General features: G+C 73.9%; 22 protein-coding genes and 1 tRNA gene. 7 read left to right on the top strand and 16 right to left on the bottom strand.

Annotated features, from left to right (window positions below):
• The first annotated feature begins 16 nt into the window (after positions 1-16).
• From ACSU6M_RS28955 to ACSU6M_RS28930, 6 genes are all read left to right on the top strand, one after another.
• Positions 17-544, top strand: a complete 528-nt coding sequence (locus ACSU6M_RS28955; RefSeq protein ID WP_437075402.1) for an NUDIX hydrolase family protein — start codon at positions 17-19, stop codon at positions 542-544.
• Entirely contained in the window at positions 541-945 is a 405-nt protein-coding gene (locus tag ACSU6M_RS28950; RefSeq protein WP_437073585.1) for a (2Fe-2S) ferredoxin domain-containing protein, read from the top strand. Before ACSU6M_RS28955 ends, ACSU6M_RS28950 begins: the two co-directional genes overlap by 4 nt.
• Before the next feature lie 94 nt (positions 946-1,039).
• On the top strand, positions 1,040-1,210 hold the full coding sequence (rpmF, locus tag ACSU6M_RS28945) for a 50S ribosomal protein L32 (protein WP_437073583.1): 171 nt from the start codon (positions 1,040-1,042) through the stop codon (positions 1,208-1,210).
• Between the two features lie 4 nt (positions 1,211-1,214).
• Positions 1,215-2,387, top strand: a complete 1,173-nt coding sequence (locus ACSU6M_RS28940) for a GTP-binding protein (RefSeq protein WP_437073581.1) — start codon at positions 1,215-1,217, stop codon at positions 2,385-2,387.
• 80 nt (positions 2,388-2,467) lie between these two features.
• Entirely contained in the window at positions 2,468-3,013 is a 546-nt protein-coding gene (locus ACSU6M_RS28935; RefSeq protein ID WP_437073579.1) for an N-acetyltransferase family protein, read from the top strand.
• A gap of 91 nt (positions 3,014-3,104) precedes the next feature.
• On the top strand, positions 3,105-3,527 hold the full coding sequence (locus tag ACSU6M_RS28930) for a TOBE domain-containing protein (protein ID WP_437073578.1): 423 nt from the start codon (positions 3,105-3,107) through the stop codon (positions 3,525-3,527).
• Between the two features lie 85 nt (positions 3,528-3,612).
• On the opposite strand, the gene ACSU6M_RS28925 is transcribed toward ACSU6M_RS28930, so the two are convergent.
• From ACSU6M_RS28925 to ACSU6M_RS28860, 14 genes are all read right to left on the bottom strand, one after another.
• Positions 3,613-3,689 (bottom strand) — tRNA-Pro (locus tag ACSU6M_RS28925).
• Positions 3,690-3,784: 95 nt separating this feature from the next.
• Positions 3,785-5,104 carry an MFS transporter gene (locus ACSU6M_RS28920; protein WP_437073577.1) on the bottom strand — a complete coding sequence of 440 codons (1,320 nt, stop codon included), beginning with the start codon at positions 5,102-5,104 and terminating at the stop codon, positions 3,785-3,787.
• Positions 5,105-5,593: 489 nt separating this feature from the next.
• Positions 5,594-5,953: an MmcQ/YjbR family DNA-binding protein gene (locus ACSU6M_RS28915; protein WP_437073576.1), complete on the bottom strand. Its 360-nt coding sequence runs from the start codon at positions 5,951-5,953 to the stop codon at positions 5,594-5,596.
• Positions 5,954-5,983: 30 nt separating this feature from the next.
• A complete protein-coding gene (locus tag ACSU6M_RS28910) occupies positions 5,984-6,505 on the bottom strand; it encodes an N-acetyltransferase family protein (protein WP_437073575.1) in 522 nt (173 codons plus the stop codon).
• Positions 6,502-7,059, bottom strand: a complete 558-nt coding sequence (locus ACSU6M_RS28905) for a helix-turn-helix domain-containing protein (protein ID WP_437073573.1) — start codon at positions 7,057-7,059, stop codon at positions 6,502-6,504. The genes ACSU6M_RS28910 and ACSU6M_RS28905 overlap by 4 nt, the downstream gene beginning before the upstream one ends.
• Positions 7,060-7,139: 80 nt before the next feature.
• On the bottom strand, positions 7,140-8,513 hold the full coding sequence (locus tag ACSU6M_RS28900) for a B12-binding domain-containing radical SAM protein (protein ID WP_437073571.1): 1,374 nt from the start codon (positions 8,511-8,513) through the stop codon (positions 7,140-7,142).
• A gap of 36 nt (positions 8,514-8,549) precedes the next feature.
• Positions 8,550-9,452 (bottom strand): LysR family transcriptional regulator, encoded by a 903-nt coding sequence (locus tag ACSU6M_RS28895; protein WP_437073569.1) that lies wholly within the window; start codon positions 9,450-9,452, stop codon positions 8,550-8,552.
• Between the two features lie 17 nt (positions 9,453-9,469).
• The gene (locus ACSU6M_RS28890; RefSeq protein WP_437073567.1) at positions 9,470-10,696 is read right to left on the bottom strand and encodes a glycine C-acetyltransferase; all 1,227 of its coding nucleotides are present in this window, start codon (positions 10,694-10,696) and stop codon (positions 9,470-9,472) included.
• 18 nt (positions 10,697-10,714) lie between these two features.
• On the bottom strand, positions 10,715-11,743 hold the full coding sequence (gene tdh / locus ACSU6M_RS28885; RefSeq protein ID WP_437073565.1) for an L-threonine 3-dehydrogenase: 1,029 nt from the start codon (positions 11,741-11,743) through the stop codon (positions 10,715-10,717).
• 214 nt (positions 11,744-11,957) lie between these two features.
• Complete coding sequence (locus ACSU6M_RS28880) at positions 11,958-12,515, bottom strand: GAF domain-containing protein (protein WP_437073564.1); 558 nt, start codon at positions 12,513-12,515, stop codon at positions 11,958-11,960.
• A complete protein-coding gene (locus ACSU6M_RS28875; protein ID WP_437073562.1) occupies positions 12,512-13,135 on the bottom strand; it encodes a GTP-binding protein in 624 nt (207 codons plus the stop codon). The genes ACSU6M_RS28880 and ACSU6M_RS28875 overlap by 4 nt, the downstream gene beginning before the upstream one ends.
• Positions 13,113-13,484 (bottom strand): DUF742 domain-containing protein, encoded by a 372-nt coding sequence (locus ACSU6M_RS28870; RefSeq protein WP_437075400.1) that lies wholly within the window; start codon positions 13,482-13,484, stop codon positions 13,113-13,115. Before ACSU6M_RS28870 ends, ACSU6M_RS28875 begins: the two co-directional genes overlap by 23 nt.
• Positions 13,485-13,486: 2 nt before the next feature.
• Positions 13,487-13,918: a roadblock/LC7 domain-containing protein gene (locus ACSU6M_RS28865; protein WP_437073560.1), complete on the bottom strand. Its 432-nt coding sequence runs from the start codon at positions 13,916-13,918 to the stop codon at positions 13,487-13,489.
• 83 nt (positions 13,919-14,001) lie between these two features.
• On the bottom strand, positions 14,002-16,014 hold the full coding sequence (locus ACSU6M_RS28860) for an ATP-binding protein (RefSeq protein WP_437073559.1): 2,013 nt from the start codon (positions 16,012-16,014) through the stop codon (positions 14,002-14,004).
• 379 nt (positions 16,015-16,393) lie between these two features.
• On the opposite strand from ACSU6M_RS28860, the gene ACSU6M_RS28855 reads away from it, so the two are divergent.
• Positions 16,394-17,785: an erythromycin esterase family protein gene (locus ACSU6M_RS28855; RefSeq protein WP_437073558.1), complete on the top strand. Its 1,392-nt coding sequence runs from the start codon at positions 16,394-16,396 to the stop codon at positions 17,783-17,785.
• Positions 17,786-18,041: 256 nt separating this feature from the next.
• Here ACSU6M_RS28855 and ACSU6M_RS28850 read toward each other — a convergent pair whose 3' ends face one another.
• A complete protein-coding gene (locus tag ACSU6M_RS28850) occupies positions 18,042-18,914 on the bottom strand; it encodes a universal stress protein (RefSeq protein ID WP_437073556.1) in 873 nt (290 codons plus the stop codon).
• A 66-nt stretch (positions 18,915-18,980) separates the two neighbouring features.
• A complete protein-coding gene (locus tag ACSU6M_RS28845; protein WP_437073554.1) occupies positions 18,981-19,691 on the bottom strand; it encodes a CBS domain-containing protein in 711 nt (236 codons plus the stop codon).
• Positions 19,692-19,993 lie beyond the last annotated feature (302 nt).

The raw sequence follows: 19,993 nt of genomic DNA, 5'->3' as shown, positions 1-19,993 counted from the left end.
TCAAGCAATGTCTGACATGACCGAGACGACGCCCGGCTGGCTGACGACCGACGAACTGGAACTGGCGCGCGCCCGCATGCCGATCCTGTACGTCGAGGCGGTGCCGGTGCGGGTGGACGACAGCGGTGAGGTCACCAGCATCGGGCTGCTGCTGCGCATCGGCCCGGACGGCACGGTGAGCCGCACCCTGGTGTCGGGCCGGGTGATGCACCACGAGCGGGTCCGCGACGCCCTGCTGCGCCATCTGGAGAAGGACCTCGGCCCGGTGGCGCTGCCGCGTGTCCCGGCGTCACCGCAGCCCTTCACGGTCGCGGAGTACTTCCCCACGGCGGGCGTCACGCCGTACCACGACCCGCGTCAGCACGCGGTGTCCCTGGCCTACGTCGTGCCGGTCACCGGTGACTGCCGGCCCCGGCAGGACGCGCTGGACCTGGTGTGGTTCAGCCCGCAGGAGGCGGCGTCCGAGGCCGTGCAGAGCGAGATGCCGGGCGGGCACGGGGTGCTGCTGAAGCAGGCGCTGGCGCATGTGGGACTGGCGTTTTGAGCGGTCGCTTCCGGATCGGCGGTGCCGACCGTCCCTGCACGCTCGTGGTCTGCCGTGGCTGCTGCTGCGGCGACCGGCGCAAGCATCCGGGGTTCGACCACGACGGCCAGCTGGAGGTGCTGCGGGCCGCGGCCGCGGACTCCGGCGGCCGGTTCGCCGTCCGGACCACCGACTGTCTCGGCCCCTGCGGCCAGGCCAACGTCGTGGTGGTGCAACCGTCCGCCGCGGGCCGGCGGGCGGGCGGCCGTGCGGCCTGGGTCGGCTTCGCGACGGACTACGACAGCACGGACGAGCTGGTGCGCTGGGCCACGGAGGGCGGGCCGGGGATCGCCGAGCCGCCGGTGACGCTGGAGTTGCAGTTCATCCCGGCGCCGAGACAGGCGCGTACCCGCCGCCGCTGACCCCGGCTTCGTAATGGGATTCATTTTCATGTAGCGTGTGGGGCGCTCCCCGCGCGCCGCGCTGCGCGCACGCATGCAGTCAGGAAGGACTCCCATGGCCGTCCCCAAGCGGAAGATGTCCCGCAGCAACACCCGCCACCGCCGCGCCCAGTGGAAGGCGGCCCCCCTCCAGCTCGTCCCGGTCACCGTCGACGGCGTGCGCCACCTGGTCCCGCAGCACCTGGTCCGGGCCTACGAGCGCGGGCTGCTGCGCCCCGAGGGCTGAGCCGATGCCGCACGGCCGACTGCCCGTCACCGTCCTGTCCGGCTTCCTCGGGGCGGGCAAGACCACCCTGCTCAACCATGTGCTGACCAACCGCGAGGGCCTGCGCGTGGCGGTGATCGTCAACGACATGAGCGAGGTCAACATCGACGCGGCGCTGGTGCGCGGCGGCGAGGCCGCGCTGTCGCGCACCGAGGAGCGGCTGGTCGAGATGACCAACGGCTGCATCTGCTGCACGCTCCGCGACGACCTGCTCGAGGAGGTCGACCGGCTCGCCCGCGAGGGGCGCTTCGACCATCTCCTCATCGAATCCAGCGGCATCTCCGAACCCATGCCCGTCGCCGCCACCTTCGCCTTCGCCCGCGACGACGGCGCCACGCTCGGCGAGGTGGCCCGCCTGGACACCATGGTCACGGTCGTCGACGCGGCCAATGTGCTGGCGGAACTGGAGAGCGGCGACGAACTGGCCGAGCGGGGCCTCGCCCCGTACGAGGACGACGAACGCACCGTCAGCGACCTGCTGGTGGACCAGATCGAGTTCGCCGACGTCCTCGTGCTCAACAAGCTCGACCTGGTCGACGCGGGCGCCGCCGACCGGCTGCGGGCCACCCTCGCCCGTCTGAACCCCGTGGCCCGCGTCGTCCCGGCGACCCATGGCCGCGTCCCGCTCACCGAGGTGCTCGGCACCGGCCTGTTCGACCTCGACCGGGCGCAGCAGGCCCCCGGCTGGGTGCGCGAGCTCAACGGCGACCATGTGCCCGAGACCGAGGAGTACGGCATCTCCTCCCTGGTCTTCCGCGCCGAACTCCCCTTCCATCCGGGCCGCCTGTGGACGTTCGTCACGGAGGGCATGGACAGCGGTGCCTACGGCCGGATCCTGCGCTCCAAGGGGTTCTTCACCCTCGCCGGCCGCACCCATGTGACGGGCCTGTGGTCCCAGGCCGGCTCCGTGGCCCGCTTCGAACCGTCGGCGGCCCGCGACCCGGAGGCGCCCCACGCCCAGGAACTGGTGTTCATCGGCACGGAGTTGGAGGCGGACGCCCTGCGCGCGGCGCTCACCGCGTGCCTGCTGCTCCCCGGTGAACGGCCCCCGTCCGAGGACCCGTTCCCGGCCTGGGACACCTACGGCTTCGAGGAGACCTGCGACCACGAGCACCCGGCCGCGGTCGCGGGCATCTGAGACTCCGGTCCGGGCGGTGGTCGCAGCCACGGCACCGCCCGGACCGGCATCCCTTCGGCGGCCCCCGCTAGGGTCCCGTCATGCGCCACTTCACCCAGGACGTCCTGGACCTCGCCGATCCGCTCGCCGACGCCTACGCGGAGGTGTTCACCGCCCCGCCCTGGGAGGCGCGCGACCCGCTGGAGACGCGGGCCGCGTTCCGGGAGCGGCTGGAGAGGGACGTGCGGCGGCCGGGCTTCCGGGCGGTGCTGGAGGTGTCGGACGACGGCGGCATAGCGGGGTTCGCGACGGGCTGGATCACCGAGTCCCCGTTCCGCACGGACCGCGGCTACGGCAAGGTCACCGAGCGCCTGGGCGCCGACCGGGTGTCCCGCCTGCTGGAGGGCGCCCTGGAGGTGGACGAACTGGGCGTACGCTCCCACGCCCGCGGCACCGGCCTGGGACGCCGGCTGCTGGCGGCGCTCACCGGCACGGCCGCCGACGGCAGGGCATGGCTGCTCACCTGGAACCGGGCCGACGACGCCGTCGCCTTCTACCGCCGCCTCGGCTGGCACGAGCCCGCCCCGCTGCCGGGCCGGGAGACCGACGTGATCGTCTTCCTCGCGCCGGGGCACCCGGCGTCGTGACCGCGGCACCGGGCGCCCGGACCGTACGGTGGGAGACACCAACCCGGACATACCTCCCCTGTGAGGTCCAGAGGCTGTGAGGCGCCCCCCGATGAGCCTGAGCATCCGCAACCAGCTGACCGGCACGGTCGTCACCGTCACCCCCGGCGAGGTCATGGCGACGGTCGGGATCCGCCTCGACGGAGGCCCGGAGCTCACCGCCGCCATCACCCGGCAGGCGGTCGACGACCTGGAGCTCGCCCCCGGCTCCGTCGTGCGCGCCCTGGTCAAGTCCACCGAGGTCGCCCTGGCCACCGGCCCGGTCGAGGGCCTCTCCGTCCGCAACCGGCTGCCCGGCGTCGTCCGCGACGTCACCACGGGCGCCGTCATGGCCGCCGTGAGGATCACCCTCGACACCGGCGCCGACCTCACCGCCGCCATCACCCGCGAGGCCGCCACCGATCTGGCCCTGTCCCCGGGCGTCCCCGTGACCGCCCTGATCAAGGCGACCGAGCTCTCCCTCGGGACCGACTGACCCCTCGTGCGGCGGGCCCGCGCCCCCGGAAAACCGAAAGGCCGTCTCCCATTGCTGAGAAACGGCCTCCGACCTGCGTAGAAGCTGGTCGGGACGACAGGATTTGAACCTGCGACCCCTTGACCCCCAGTCAAGTGCGCTACCAAGCTGCGCCACGTCCCGGTGCCGTCTGACCTGGGGTTTCCCCTGGCCGAACGTGCAGAGAAACCATACCGCACTCCGGTCGGTGGTCGCGCACCCCTTTTGCCGGGGAGCCGTCAGGCGGGGTCGACCCGGACGAGGTCGCGGACGGGGCGTACGGCGAGCAGGGCGACCGCGACCACGACGCTGATCACGCCGCTGACGAGGAGGACCTGGTGGGCGCCGAGGGCGGACGCGGCGGGGCCGGCGAGGGCCTGCCCGACGGGCATCATGGCGAGGGAGCCCGCGACGTCGTAGGCGTGGATGCGGTTGAGGACGTCCGGCTGGACCTGGGTCTGGACGCTGGTCGCCCACATCACCCCCCAGAAGGACAGGCCGGCCCCGGCGACGGCGGCCCCGGCCGCCATGGCGGGCACGTCCAGGCCGAGCCCGACGGAGGTTGGGAAGGCGGTGAAGCCGATCAGGGCGACCGCACCGGCCCGCAGCATCCGTCTGGGGCGCAGCCGCAGGGCGATCAGCCCGCCCACGACCGTGCCGGCGCCCAGGGCGGAGCTGATCAGGCCGTACGCTCCCGCGCCGTGGCTGCCGACGACCTCCGTCGCGACGAGCGGCACGGTCGGACCCCATACAGCGATCATGTACAGGCACCAGACGGCGATCACCGCCCACATCCAGGTGCGCGAGCGGAACTCGCGCCACCCTTCCGCCAGGTCCGCCCCGAAGGCCCGCATCCCGCGCCCCGGCGCGCGCTCGGCGTGGGCGAGCGGCGGGAGGCGGAGCGCCAGCAGGCATCCGGCGCTGATCGCGTAGGTGGCGGCGTGCGCCACGAAGACGCCGCCCGGCGAGGCCAGGCCGACCAGCACCCCGGCGAGTGCGGGCCCGGCGAGCTGCGCGGCGGACTCGGCAACGCGTATCGCGCCGTTGGCGCCCTGGACGTCGGAGGCGAGCCGGGGCACCGTGCTGGCGACGCCGGGCTGGAAGACGGCCCCGGCGACACCGTTGAGCACGCCGATGACGCAGATCTGCCACAGGACGACATGACCGGCGTAGAAGAGCACCGCCGTCAGGGCCTGGGTGCCGAGCCGGACCAGGTCGGCGCCGATCATGAGCTTGCGGGTGCTGAAGCGGTCGGCGATCACACCGCCGAAGACCACCAGTCCGGCGAACGCGGCGGCGGTCGCGGCCATCGCCAGGCCCACCGCGCCCGCCCCGTACCCGTGCTGCAGCAGCCCCGCGGCGAGCGCCACGGGCAGCATGGTGTCGCCGAGCCGCGCGACGGCCCGAGCGACGAAGAACAGTCCGAAGTCCCGCGACCACAGGGGCCGCCGGGTCTCGACGGCACGGGCCCGGTGCGGAGGCCGCACAGGCGCCCCCGGCTCGGCGTCCCCAGCCCCCGAGCCCTTGGGCCCCGCGCCCTTGGGCCCTGCGTCCCTCATCCCGGCACCCCTAGGTCCCGCGTCTCCGCGCCCCGCACTCCTGGGCCCTGCGTCCCCTGACCCCGCGCCTCCAGGCCCCGCACCCCTGGACCCTGCGTCCCCTGACCCGGCACCCCTGCGTCCCGCGTCTCCGCGCCCCGCACCGCTGGGCCCCGCACCCCAAGGTCCCGCGTCCCCGAGCCCCGTGCCCCTGGGCCCTGCGACCCCTGACCCCGCGCACTCGGGCCCCGCGTCTCCGGGCCCCGCTTCTCCAGGCCCCGCCTCCCACGGCCGCGCCTCCCCACGCCCGGCGTCCCGGTGCCCTGTTCCTCCCCGCTCCGACCGCTGCGACGCCCGCCCCGACATCCTGCGCAACCCCTCCCCGAGCGACGTGGCCGCACCAGGGCCGGGTCACGGAACGACCGAGCCACTGGTCCAGACCTGTGCCCGGGATCATGCCACGCGGCGGCGCCGGCGCCGAAGGATTTTTCCGGGGCCGGACAGCGCCCCTCAGCCGCCTGCGGGCAGCCCCAGTCCCGGATGGGCCTCCAGGAGTCTCGGCGGGGCCGCCTGGCGCCAGGAGTCGGCGAGGATGTCGCGCAGTTCCCGCTCGTCCTCCAGGGCCGCCAGCCGCACCCGGACCCAGGCGAACTGCGCCTCGTGGTCGGCGATCCAGAACTTGTCGGGCTCGGCGAGGACCAGTTCGTCGCGCTCCTCCTTGGGGCAGCGCACGGCCATGGACGTCTCGTCCTCCGGCAGGGTCGCGAACATCTTCCCCGCCACCCGGAACGTGGGCATGTTCCAGGCCACCTTCTCCGTGGTGTCCGGCAGGGACAGGGCGACCCGGCGTACGTCTTCAGCTTCCTGCATGCCCCGCACCGTAGCGCCCACCACTGACAATCAACCGACGGCGAGACGCTTGTAGTAGATCGTCGTCGCGCACAGCACGCCCGCCGGGCTCGCCGCGTAGTCGGGAATCACGCCCGCCCGGATCCAGCCCGCGGACCGGTACAGGCGCTCGGCGGGGCTGCCGGTCTCCGTGTCGAGGTGCAGCAGCGTGATGCCCGCCGCGGCGGCGGCCTCCTCGGCGGCGGTGAGGAGGGTGCGGCCGAGGCCCCGGCCACGGGCCGCGGGGTGCACCATCAGCTTCACGACCTCGGCCCGATGGCGGCTGTTGGGCTTGCCGGGGAAGGCGAGACTCACGGTGCCCACGATCCGGTCGCCGTCCCGCGCGACCCACACCGCGAGCTCGCCGACGGCCACGGCGGCGGCCCGCTCCCGCCACCAGGCGAGGGCCGGCGCGCCGTCCATCGGCGCGAGGAAGCCGACCGACGCGCCGCTCTCCACGGTGTCGGTCAGCAGGGACGCCAACTCCTCGGCGGACGCCAGCACTTGACCGCGGTCCAGACGGGTGACGATCACGGCAGCACCACCGCCAGCACATAGCGCGCGGGGTCCCCGCCCACGCACCGGAACCGGGTCGGCCCCCAGACCCGCAGGCGCAGACAGTCACCGGTGCCCAGAGCGTGGGTGACATCGGCCGCGGTCACCTCCACCTCCCCCTCCAGCACCCAGAGGTGCTGCTCCAGACCGGGCACGGGCGGACGGTCGTAGGCCAGGTCCGCACCGTGGGCGAGCCGGCCCTCGACGAGTTCGCCGCGCAGCCCGGCGTGCGGCGGGGACACCGAACGCCGTACGAAGCCGGCGGCCCGGTCCTCCCAGACCGTCTGGTCCGCCGCGCGCACCACGGGCGCGGGCTCGGCCTCGACCTCGCTGAGCAGCTGGGACATGGTCCGCCCGTAGACCGCGCACAGGCGGTTCAGTACGGCGGCGGTGGGGCTGATCTCGGCCCGTTCGGCCCGCGAGAGGGTGGAGCGGCTGACCCCGCTGCGCTCGGCCAACTCCCCCAGCGACCAGCCGCGTCCGGCCCGGAGCTCGGCCAGCCGGCTGCCCAGGCGAAGATCTATGTCTCTCATATCCGGGACGCTATCCCGTATATGAGACGACCGTGTTACGCATTCCTCACTCCCGCCCCGTGCTCACTCCGCCCCCGTGCTCACTCCCGTCCCCCGAACGCCGCCAGCGTCCGCTCCAGCGCGGGCAGCGCCCGCACCACCCGCCGGGAGCGGATCAGCAGGTCCCACGCGGGCTCGAACTTCTTCCAGCCACCCGCGTAGGCGAGGTGCCGCAGCCGTTCGTGCCGCCCCGGCTGGGCCGCGGACCCGCGCCAGATGTTCGACCAGCGGTAGAAGTCGCGGTAGGCGCGCCAGTAGCCGTCCTCCAGCTGACGCGCCGTCATACCGCGTGGCCGGTAGACGACATGGCGGGTGTCGTACAGGTCCCAGTCGCGGTGCAGGATCCGCTGCTCGGACTCCAGCTGCTTCCACAGCCCGGTCGACGGATACGGCGTCATGATGTGGAAGGTGGCCGTCTCGATGCCCTGCGCCACGGCCCACTCCACGGTCCGGTCGAAGACGTCGGGACCGTCCTGGTCGAGGCCGAAGACGAAGCTGGCGTTGACCATGACCCCGGCGTCGTGCACCCGGCGCACCACCGCCGCGTAGTCCGTGCCGACGTTCTGGTTCTTGCGGCGTTCGGCGAGGTTGGCGTCGTTGACGCTCTCGAAGCCGATGAACAGGCTGCGCAGGCCCGCCTCCACCGCCTTCTCCAGCAGGCCCGGCTTCATCACGGAGTTGACGGTGGCCGCCGCCTGCCACAGCCGTCCGCCGCCGGTCATGCCGTCGAACAGGTCCTCGGCGAAGCGCCGGTTGCCGAAGAGGTGGTCGTCGAGGAAGTACAGATGGCGGCCGGGCAGCCGGTCGATCTCGGCGAGTGCGTCGTCGACGGCCTGGGTGTAGAAGGACCTGCCGCCCTCGAAGAAGGCGTCCTTGTAGCAGAAGTCGCAGTGGTGGGGGCAGCCGCGGGTGACCACGATCGAGTTGGGGACCAGGTACAGATGCCGTTTGATCAGATCCCGCCGTACGGGCGGCAGCCCGGCCAGGGTGCGCAGCGTGGAGTCGTAGCGGCGGGCCGGGACGCCGTCGCGGAAGTCCTTCAGGAACCGCGGCCAGGTGTCCTCGCCGGGGCCGGTGAAGATCGTGTCGGCATGGGCCGCGGCCTCCTCGGGGAGCGAGGTGACGTGCAGACCGCCCATGGCCACGTGCGCGCCGCGGGCGCGGAAGTGGTCGGCTATCTCGTAGGAGCGCCGGGCGGAGGTGATGTACGGCTGGATCACCAGCAGGTCCGGCGTGTCCATCGCCTCCAGGTCGAGACGCTCGACGTGCTCGTCGTACAGCTCGACCTCGTCGGCGGCGTCCAGGTAGCCCGCCAGGGTGGCCAGGCCCAGCGGCGGGAACAGCGAGTACTTGATGGGCCGGAACAGCGGGCTGGTCGCCTCGGTGAGGGCCGGGAGGATCATCGTCACACGCATGACAGCCCAGACCGCAACAAGCCCCTGGCCGGTTCCCTACGCCTCCGCCGCCTCCCGCAGCGCCTCCAGCACCGGGCGGATCAGCGGATGCTCCTCCGCGCCCCGGCGTACGGCCGCGAAGACCCGGCGGGTGGGCGCCACACCGTCGACGGGGCGCACGACCACGCCCGTCAGGTCCATGCCGCGCAGCGCCGAGCGCGGGACGAGTGCCACGCCCACATCGGCCGCGGCGAGGGCGACGACCGCGCGGAAGTCGTCGGAGGAGTGCTCCAGACGGGGCTGGAAGCCCGCGCTCTCGCAGGCCAGCACCACCACGTCGTGGCAGGGGTTGCCCGGGTACGGCCCGATCCACGGGTCCTTCGCCAGCTCCGCCAGCGGCACCTGCCCCGCGTCGGCGAGCCGGTGGCTGACCGGGACGACGGCGTCGAAGGGCTCGGCGTACAGCGGGACGTGGGTGAGCCGCGGGTCGTCGGCGGAGGGCGCCCCGCGGTACTCCACGGCGACCGCCACGTCGACCTGCCGGTCCAGCACCATCGGCAGGCTGGCGTCGCCCTCCGCGTCCAGGACGCGGATGCGGATGCCGGGCGCCGAGACGGCGAGGGAGGCCACCGCGGGCGCGACGGCCTGCGCGATGCCGGTGGCGAACGCGGCGACGGTGACCGTGCCGGCCGCGCCGGAGCTGTACGCGGCGAGCTCGGCCTCGGCCCGCTCCAGCTGGGCGAGGACCGCGTTGGTGTGGCTGAGCAGGATCTCACCGGCCGGGGTGAGCCGTACGCCCTTGGCGCCGCGCTCGACCAACCGGTGCCCGGTCTCCTGCTCCAGGGCGGTGAGCTGCTGCGACACCGCCGAGGGCGTGAGGTACAGCGCGGCGGCAGCCGCGGTCACCGTGCGGTGGTCGGCCACCGCACGGAGGATGTGCAGCCGCCGCGCTTCGATCACGAACCGATTCTCTCAGCTCAGGCGGCCAGCTCCGCACGCGCGGCGACGAAGGCGTCCACCGCGCGGTCGACGTCCTCGGTCGAGTGTGCGGCCGACAGCTGCACGCGGATACGGGCCTGGCCCTGCGGGACGACCGGGTACGAGAAGCCGATCACGTACACCCCGCGCTCCAGGAGCAGCTCGGCCATCCGGCCCGCCTCCGCCGCGTCGCCGATCATCACGGGCGCGATGGCGTGGTCGCCGGGGAGGATGTCGAAGCCCTCCTCGGTCATGCGGCGGCGGAACAGGGCGGTGTTCGCGGCGAGCCTCTCCCGCAGGTCCCCCGCCGACTCCAGCAGGTCCAGGACCTTCAGCGACGCGGCCGCGATCACCGGGGCGAGCGTGTTGGAGAACAGATACGGGCGCGAGCGCTGGCGCAGCAGGGCGACGATCTCGGCGCGGGCGGCGACATAGCCGCCGGAGGCGCCGCCGAGGGCCTTGCCGAGGGTGCCGGTGATGATGTCGACACGGTCCATGACACCGTGCAGCTCGGGGGTGCCTCGCCCGCCGGGGCCGACGAAGCCGACCGCGTGCGAGTCGTCGACCATGACCATGGCGTCGTAGCGGTCGGCGAGGTCGCAGATCTCGCGCAGGGGCGCCACATAGCCGTCCATGGAGAAGACGCCGTCGGTGACGATCAGCCTGCGCCGGGCGCCGCCGGCCACGGCCTCCTTCAGCTGGGCCTCCAGGTCCGCCATGTCCCGGTTGGCGTAGCGGAAGCGGCGGGCCTTGGACAGGCGGATGCCGTCGATGATCGAGGCGTGGTTGAGGGCGTCGGAGATCACCGCGTCCTCGGGGCCGAGCAGCGTCTCGAAGACACCGCCGTTGGCGTCGAAGCAGGAGGAGTAGAGGATCGTGTCCTCCTGGCCGAGGAACGCCGACAGCCGCGCCTCCAGCTCCTTGTGCACCTCCTGGGTGCCGCAGATGAAGCGCACGGAGGCCATGCCGTAACCCCAGCGGTCCAGGGCCTCGTGGGCGGCGGCGATCACCTCGGGGTGGTCGGCGAGGCCGAGGTAGTTGTTGGCGCAGAAGTTGAGGACCTCGCCCCCCGCCTCCGGGCCGGGGGACCCTGCGGGGCGGCCGCCCGCGGTGACGCTGACGGTCGCGGACTGCGGGGTGCCGATCACCCGCTCGGGCTTGTACAGACCGGCGGCGCGGATCTCGTCGAGAGTGGCGCGCAGATCGTCGCGCACGGAGTCGAACATCATCAATCCCTAATGAGGTCAGAGGGTCCAGTCGAGGATGACCTTGCCGCCCCTGCCGCTCGCGGCGTCGGCGAAGGCGGCTTCGAAGTCGCGGTAGTCGTAGCGGCCGGTGATCACGGGCGCGAGGTCGAGGCCGCCCTCCAGCAGGACGGACATGGCGTACCAGGTCTCGAACATCTCGCGGCCGTAGATGCCCTTGATGGTGATCATGGAGGTGACGATCCGGGCCCAGTCGACGGGGAACTCCTGCGCGGGCAGGCCGAGCATGGCGATCTTGCCGCCGTGGGTCATGTTGGCGATCATGTCGCGCATCGCGACGGGGTTGCCGGACATCTCCAGGCCGACGTCGAAGCCCTCGCGCAGGCCGAGCTCGCGCTGGCCGTCGGCGATCGTGGTGCGGGAGACGTCGAGGGCGAGGCTGACGCCGATCTTGCGGGCGAGCTCCAGACGCTCCTCGCTCACGTCGGTGATCACGACGTTGCGGGCACCCGCGTGCCGGGCCACCGCCGCCGCCATCAGACCGATCGGGCCGGCCCCGGTGATCAGGACGTCCTCGCCGACCAGCGGGAAGGACAGCGCGGTGTGCACGGCGTTGCCGAACGGGTCGAAGATCGCGGCCACGTCGAGGTCGACGGGGACGCGGTGCACCCACACATTGGACGCCGGCAGCGCGACGTACTCGGCGAACGCGCCGTCGCGGCCCACGCCCAGGCCGATGGTGGCCCGGCACAGGTGGCGGCGGCCGGCCAGGCAGTTGCGGCACTTGCCGCACACCAGGTGGCCCTCGCCGCTGACCCGGTCGCCGACGGCGATGTCGGCGACGTCCCGGCCGGTCTCGACGACCTCGCCGACGAACTCGTGGCCCAGCACCAACGGGGTGCGGATGGTCTGCTGCGCCCAGCCGTCCCACGAACGGATGTGCAGGTCGGTGCCGCAGATGCCGGTGCGCAGCACCTTGATCAGCACATCGCCGGGGCCGATCTGCGGCTCGGGGACGTCCGTGAGCCAGAGTCCGGGCTCCGCCTTCTCCTTGACCAGCGCCTTCACGCGTACGGCTCCCTTGTGGGGTGTGATCCCGGCCGCGGGCATGCCGAAGGAACCCGTGGACGGGGGCAGATGGGGAATCGCACAGCAATCTGCCGTATGGCGCGGGCCACAGTCCATCGAGGTTTTCTTAAGCGCCGCCTCAGCTTTCCTTCACGCCGTGTGCCTCAGGGGTCTCTTCCGCCTCCGAGTCGTGCGCCCACGGGCCGCTCACGCCTCAGATCGGCAGCCCGTCCTCCGCCTGCCGCTCCAGCCGTACGACGAGCTCGGCGGCCGCCGCCTTGATCGACTCCAGCCCTTCGCGCCCCCACGGGCGCGGCGCCACGTCGGCGACGCACACCGTGCCCAGCGCCATGCCCGTGCTGTCCAGCAGCGGGGCGCCGAGGTAGGAGCGGATACCGAGGTCGTCGACGACCGCGTTGCCCGCGAAGCGCGGGAAGTCCCGGACGTCCTCCAGCGCCAGCGCCCGGCGCCGGACCACGACATGCGGGCAGTAGCCGTGGTCGCGGGGCAGGAAGCGGCCGATCTCGGCGCGGGTGCCGTCCTCCCGTACCACCGGAGCGGCCTCGGGAGCGTGCAGGCCGGCGAAGAACTGGCCCCGCTCACCGATGAAGTTGACCATGGCGTACGTCGTCCCGGTGCGCCCGGCGAGACGGGACGCGAAGCTGTCGAGCGCGGGCTCGGGGCGCTCACCGAGGCCCAGCCCGCGCAGTCGGCGGGCGCGGGCGGGGGCCTCGGTGTCCTGCGGGGTGAGCAGCAGCCGGCCGTAGCTCATCCGCGGACCACCCCTTCGCTGGGCGCCGGAGCGGCGGGGGCGTGGGCGAGCAGGTGGCGCACGAGGGTCAGCAGGGTCTGGACGCCGGAGCTGGAGATCCGGGCGTCGCAGCACACGACGGGGATGTCCGGGTCCAGGTCGAGGGCGGCGCGCACCTCCTCGGGGTGGTAGCGGTAGGCGCCGTCGAACTCGTTGACGGCGATGATGAAGGCGAGGCCGCGTTCCTCGAAGAAGTCGACGGCCGCGAAGCACTCCTGGAGGCGGCGGGTGTCGGCGAGGATGACGGCCCCGAGCGCGCCCTCGGACAGTTCGTCCCACATGAACCAGAACCGCTCCTGTCCGGGTGTGCCGAACAGGTACAGCACATGGTGCGGGTCCAGGGTGATCCGGCCGAAGTCCATGGCGACGGTCGTCTCGAGTTTGTTCTCGATGCCGTCGAGATTGTCGGTGGCGGCGCTGACCGTGGTGAGGAGCTCCTCCGTGGAGAGGGGGGCGATCTCGCTCACCGCGCCGACGAACGTCGTCTTGCCGACCCCGAAGCCGCCCGCCACCAGGATCTTGAGTGCGGTGGGGAAGGGGTCCGTGGCGCCGTCGTAGTCAGAGCTGTCGTCGTAGTCCATCGAGCACTGCCTCCAGAAGGGCCCGGTCCGTGGGGTTGTGGTGGAACTCGGGGGGCTTGGTGGTGAGCGCCCCGCAGTCGACGAGGTCGGACAGCAGCACCTTGGTGACCGCCGCCGGCAGCTTCAGGTGTGCGGCCACCTCGGCGACCGATATCGGCGCCCGGCACAGGTCGAGGGCCAGGGCGTGCTCCGGACCCGGATGGCCGAGGGGGGTGACCCCGGTGGCCATCACCTGTGACATCAGGTCGAGGGCGACGGTCGGGCGGGTGCGGCCGTTGCTGATCGTGAACGGGCGCACCAGCCGTCCCGCCGCGTCGTCCAGCCAGGGCCCGTCCCCGGCCGCCGCCACGCTCAAGGCCGCATCACCGGGGGTTCGGCGTGCTGGCGGGGCGCGGTGACCAGATAGGGGCGGACGCTCTTGACGAGCATCGCCATCTCGTAGCCGAGCACGGCGGCGTCGGCCTCCCGTCCGGCCATGACGGCGAGACAGGTGCCGGATCCGGCGGTGGTGACGAACAGCAGCGTCTGGTCGAGCTCCACGACGACCTGCCGGACGTCCCCGCCGTCGCCGAACCGGGCGCCCGCGCTGCGGCCCAGGGAGTACAGGCCGGAGGCGAGGGCGGCCATGTGGTCGGCGCTGTCGGGGTCGAGTCCGTGCACGGACTTCACAAGGCCGTCGCAGGACAGCAGGACCGCGCTGGTCGTGTGCGGCACGCGCTGCACTAGGCCGCTCATCAGCCAGTCGAGATCGGAAACATGGCCGGTCGGCGCGTCGGTCGGCATGGTGGTTCGACTCCTTGGAAGGTGGGGGGCCGCGAAGGCGCCGGGGCTGGCGGCGGCCGCGGTGGGGGTGGGTGCGTGGGCGGTCATCCGGCTGGTGCGCTCCCGTCGTGCCGGGTGCCGTGGCCGAGTCCGGTGGCGGTCACGCCGTACGGCGCTCCGTCCTCGGCGGGGCGGGGCGCGGCCGGGGGCGGCGGCTGCGGGCCGGACACGTCCGGGAGGTGCGGGGGTACGGGGTCGTGGGCGAGGCCGAGCTGGAGGCGGGGTCGGTGCAGGGCCGCCGGGCCGGCGTCGGCGCAGGCCGCCTGCGGGCCTCCGCCGGGGGTCGGGCCGGGCTCGGTGCGGCCCGCCTCCATGCTCTGCTGGGCCTCCGCGAGGCCGACGCCGCGCTGGAAGGCGGCCATCAGGCCGGGGTCGTGGCCGATGTGCTCCTCGGCGTCCGGCCGGGGCGCGGGCCGTTCGCGCAGCTGGGGGACGATGTGTTCCTGTGCGCGGCGCCGGGGCAGCCGGGGCTTGCCCATGGTGCCGCGGACGGCTCCGTTGCGCGGGACGGGCGGTGCGGCGGCGTGCTCCTCGACCAGCGGGCGGTCGTCGGGCCGGATGCCGGGGACGGCGTCGGCGGGGTTGCGCCGCTCCTGGTGGGCGCCGCGCACGGGCAGGGGGACGGCGCCGCCGCCCCGCGGGGACGGGGGGCGGGGGACCTGTGGGTGCGGGTCCGTGGGCGCGGGGGAGCCGAGGTCCGTGGGCGCGGACGCCGGCATCCGGCCCGTCAGGTCCGCACGGGGCTCGCCGCCGCCCGGCGCCACCGGCACGAGCGGGACACCGTCGCCTCCGATGTCCCCCGCTCCCGCGCCCTGCCCCTGCCCGTGCCCGTCCGCCCCGGCGGGCCCCGGCGTCGAGCCCAACAGGGCCTGCGGCACGACCAGGACGGCCTGGACACCACCGTAGATGTTGGACTGGAGCCGTACGGTGATCCCGTGCCGCCGGGCCAGTTGGGAGACGACGAACAGCCCGATCCGCCCGTCGGCCAGCAGGCTGGCGACGTTGACCTGGTCGGGGTCGGCGAGCAGGGCGTTCATGCGGTTCTGCTCACCGACGGGCATGCCGAGCCCGCGGTCCTCGACCTCGACGGCGAGCCCCGAGGTCACGAGGTTGGCGCGCAGCAGCACTTGGGTGTGCGGGGCGGAGAACACCGTGGCGTTCTCGACGAGTTCGGCGAGCAGATGGATGACGTCGGCGACGGCATGCCCCCGCAGCTCGCCGTCGACCGGCGGCACCAGCCGGACCCGCGAGTACTGCTCGACCTCGGCGATCGCCGAGCGCAGCACCTCGGTCATGGAGACCGGGTTGCTCCACTGCCGCCGGGAGACGGCGCCGCCGAGCACGGCGAGGTTCTCGGCGTGCCGGCGGATGCGGGTGGCGAGGTGGTCGACGTGGAAGAGGCCCTTGAGCAGGTCCGGGTCCTCCAGTTCGTTCTCCAGTTCGTCGAGGATCGCGATCTCGCGGTGCACCAGGGACTGCAGGCGCCGGGCGAGATTGACGAAGACCTCCAGCTTCTGCTCGCTGCCGGTCTGGCTGGACAGCTGCGCGGCCTGCACGACGGCGGTGACGGCGCCCTCGTGCGCGCGGGCCAGGTCGGCGGCGAGCAGTTCGAAGTCGTCGGCGTCGTCGGGCGGTCCGGAGCGCGGCTTGCGCGGGGGCGGTGGTTCGCCGCGGCGCAGGGCGGCGACGAGGGCGCGCAGATCGGCCTCGCGGCGGGCGCTGCCGCGGCGCAGGGCGCCGACGCGCTCGTGCACGGACCGGGCGGCCCGGTTCGCGGCCACGGCGGCGATGCCGATGCCGGCCAGCGTCACACAGACCGCTCCGGCGAGGACGGCCCACAGGGTGGGGCCGGTGCGCGCGCCGGTGGAGCGGACGGTGAACAGGACGGCGGCGCTGGCGCCGAGGGCGACGGCGGTGGGGGGCAGCACGGCCAGCCGCATCAGTTGGGACCGTATGTGGGCCTCGGGCAATGCGGGTGCGGTACGGGCGACCGGCCGTCCGTGCCGTCCGCCCTCGCGGCGGTCTGCGCGTGCGGCCGGTGCGCGGAGGTGAGACATCGGTGTCCTCGTACTGGTCCGTGTGCGGGGTCCGTCGGACAGCCGGAATCGATCGGCCCTGTGTCGCCCGACGGACACTCACAGTAGTCGCGAACGCCTCATGTGCGGTGGGCAGTTGACAAAGTCCTCCGCGAACGGTCCCGCTCTGGTATGAGCCCTCGCACGTCAGAGCGACACCCCGCTCCCAGCGCCTGCCAGAACCCGCCACCGACCGGTCCGACCCGATCAGAAACAGTCACACTCGGTGATGCCGTGCCCGGACGCGGGCGGGCCCCGCCGGCCCGCGTTGCACCGGCGACCCGCGTTTCACCAGCGACCCTCGTTTCAGCGACGACCGCACGGGAACCCGGCCCCGGATCCCCCGGGAGGGAGTCGAGTCGTGTCCGACACCGTCCACACCCGTCTCCGGGACGAGGCGCACACGCCGACCGGCATCACGGAGCAGGCCCACACCCTGACCGGCATCCGGGAGCAGGCCCACCCGCTGACCGGCCCGGCGTCGTTGGACCCCCTGCTGGAGCGCATCGGCGACGCCCGCTATGTGCTGCTGGGCGAGGCGTCCCACGGCACCGCCGACTACTACCGGGTCCGCGACGAGCTCACGCGCCGACTGATCGAGGAGAAGGGGTTCTCCTTCGTCGCCGTGGAGGGCGACTGGCCGGACTGCCGGGCCGTGCACGCCTCGGTGACCCTGGCCCCCGGTGCGCCCGAGGACCCCGGGCAGGTGCTGGCGGACCTGCGGCGCTGGCCGGCCTGGATGTGGGGCAACACCGAGGTGGCCGCCCTCGCCCGGTGGCTGCGGGCGTTCAACGGCGAACGGCCGCCCGCGGGCCGCGTGGGGTTCTACGGGCTGGACGTCTACAGCCTGTGGGAGTCGCTGCACGCCGTCCTCGCTCATCTGCGCGAGCACGACCCCGACCGGGTGGAGCACGCGCTGGCCGCCTACCGCTGCTTCGAGCCGTACGCCGAGGACCCGCGGGCCTATGCGTCGGCCACCGGCCCGGCGCCGGTGGGGTGCGAGCCGGAGGTGGTGGCCCTGCTGACGGAGATGCGCGAGCGGGCGGCCGGTACGGCGGTGGGGGACGGCTCGGCCGAGGAGTTCGCGGCCCGGCAGCACGCGGAGATCCTGGCGGGCGCCGAACGCTACTACCGGGCCCTGCTCGGCAGCGGCCCGGACGCGTGGAACGTGCGCGACCACCACATGGCCGACACCCTGGACCGGCTGATGGAACACCACGGCCCGGACGCCAAGGCGGTCGTGTGGGCGCACAACTCGCACATCGGCGACGCCCGCGCCACCGACATGGCCGACACCGGCATGGTCAACCTCGGCCAGCTGGTGCGCGAGCGCCACATCGGGCGCGGGGTGGTGCTCGTCGGCTTCGGCTCGCACTCCGGCACGGTGGTCGCCGCGGAGCGGTGGGGCGGCGTGCCCCGCGTCATGGAGATGCCGCCGGCCCGCACCGGCAGCCTGGAGCACCTGCTGCACCGGGCACTGCCCGACCGGCGCGCGCTGCTGCTGTTCCCGCATGTGCAGCTCCAGCACGTGCCGTCGACCGGGCCGGCCGCGTGGTACCACGAGGAGCACGGCCACCGGGCGATCGGCGTGGTGTACCGGCCGCCGCACGAGCACATGGGCCACTACGTCCCCACGGTCCTGGCCCAGCGCTACGACGCCTTCTGCTGGTTGGACCGCACCGAGGCCCTCACGCCGCTGCGACCGCTCGCCGAGTCCTCCGCGGAGGAGCAGACCTGGCCGGCGGGGGTGTGACGGCGGGCTTGCGGGCGGCTGGGGGTGGCTGCGGGTCCCTGCGGGGGGGCTGCGGGTCCCTGCGGGGGGGCTGCGGGTCCCTGCGGGGGTGGCTGCGGGTCAGCGCGGGGGGCGGCGGAGGAACGCCGGCCGGTCGGCGGGCGGGCGGTCAGCGCCAGGTCGGCGGGCGGGCCGGTCAGCGCCAGGTCGGCAGGCCGGCCGGTCGGCGAGGTCAGGCGGTGAGCGGGGCGGTCGGCAGGTCGGCCGGTCGGCGGGGTCAGGCGGTGGGCACCACCGCAACCGGGCACAGGGCGTGGTGGACGAGTGCGTGGACCACGCTGCCCAGCCGCATCCCGAGCCGTCCGGCGGGCGGGTGGCGGGGCACCACGACGAGGGCCGCCCCCTCGGACGCCTCCACCAGCGCGCCCGCGGCGGATCCGACGGCGAGCACGGTCTCGGTGGGCACCTCCGGGTACTCGGCGGCGGGCCGGGTCGCGTGCTCCAGGATCTGCTGGTGCAGCCGCTGCTCGGCGTCCACCTGGCTGACCTGCGGCACCATCAGCCCCGCCCGGGTCAGCGGGGTCCAGGCGTGCACCAGCCGTGCGGTGGTCCGGCGCAGCGCGGCCTCGGCGAGGCCGAAGCGCACGGCCTCCTCGTCGCCCTCGTCGCGGACGCCGATCACGACGTCACCGTGGGCGGCCTTCTCCGTGTGGGCGCGGACGATCACCACCGGGCGGTCGGCGTGCGCGGCGGTCTTCAGGCTCACCGAGCCGAGCAGCAGCCCCGAGAAGCCGCCCCGTCCGCGGGTGCCGACCACGATCAGATCGGCGTCGTGGGACGCGTCCAGCAGCACCTCGGCGGGCAGGCCGTTGCCGAGCACGGAATCGGTGCGCAGCCCGGGATGCGCGGCCGCGGTACGGGCCCGGGCGTCGTCCAGCACCCCCGCGGCGGCGTCCAGCACCCGCGCGTCGGCCTGGTCCGCGGGTTCCGTTCCCGCCTCGGCCGCGGAGACGACGGGAACGGCGTGCACGATCCGCAGCCCGGCGCCGCGCAGCTCCGCCTCCCGCGCCGCCCAGTCGGCGGCCAGCCAGGCGTGCGGGGTGTCGTCGAGCCCCACGAGCACGGTTCCGGAGGGTCCCTCGGCGGTCATCGCTCCTCCTGTGGTCAGCTCTCTGTCCGGTCCGACGGCGTACGGCTCCCTCCGGCGCCGTCCGGCTCAGCGGGCGGCCCGGCCGGTCCGCTCGACGGCCTGCCGCAGGCGGTCGCGGGCGAGCAGGCCGAGCAGCCGTCCCTCGGGGTCGGTGACCGGGACGACCTCGGCGTGCGTGCGGGTCATCCGGTCCAGGAGCGGGGCGAGCGGGGTGTCAGCGCGCACGGTGACCGGGCCGGGGTGCAGCAGTTCGCCGACGCTGCCGGTGCCGTCCGCCGCGGCCGCCTCCTCGTGGCTGAGCAGTCCGACGACCACGTCCTCGTGGTCGACGACCGCGGCGGTGGCGCGGCCCGTCTCGTCCAGCATGTCGACGGCGTCCTCGAGCGGCTGCTCGACGGTGCACACGGGGGCGTTGCGGTCGGCCACGTCACCCGCGAGGGGGGTGGCGGCAGAGCGGCCCTCCCGCGGCAGTCCGGCGGCCAGCCAGTCGGCCTTGCCGGGCACATAGACGTAGACGCGCCCGAAGCCGAGCTGACGCAGCCGTGCCGCGGCGCGGGAGCTCATGTCGCACAGCGCGTCGGCGCCGTAGACGACGACCGGCCGCTGGGCGTCCAGCCGCCGAGGCGCCTGTACGTCGAGGTCGCTCAGCGGGATGTCCACGGCGCCCGGCAGATGCGCCTCCTCGTACGGGCCGCGCGGCAGCACCTCGACCAGCTGGGCGCGCTCGGTGCGGACCAGCCGGAGCACCTCACGGCGATCGAACAGCCGTTCAGGCATCACCGGGCCTCCCTCCGGTGGGCAGCCTGCCGTCACGTCCGGGTACCCGACCGCACGGCGCGCGACACGTGGGCCTCAGGCGGATCCCCGTGACACATGACGGCCGACCCGCCGCAGGGTGCACGGGTGCCGTGCGGGAGCAGGACCACCACCCGTGCATTCGTGAGGCACGGCAGGTCACGGTGGAGCCGTACGCCGCAGGCGGCCGCCTGCACGCGGGGGCCATGGCCGGCAGGACGGAAGAGAGACCGAGACCCGGTCGGGCCGGACGTCGTACCGAGACCGGGTCGGGCTGGACGCCG

The organism is Streptomyces sp. enrichment culture (assembly GCF_964272895.1).
Taxonomy (GTDB): Bacteria; Actinomycetota; Actinomycetes; order Streptomycetales; family Streptomycetaceae; genus Streptomyces.
The sequence above is the reverse complement of the archived record's forward strand: the minus strand, read 5'-3'. Positions and strand labels throughout refer to the sequence as shown.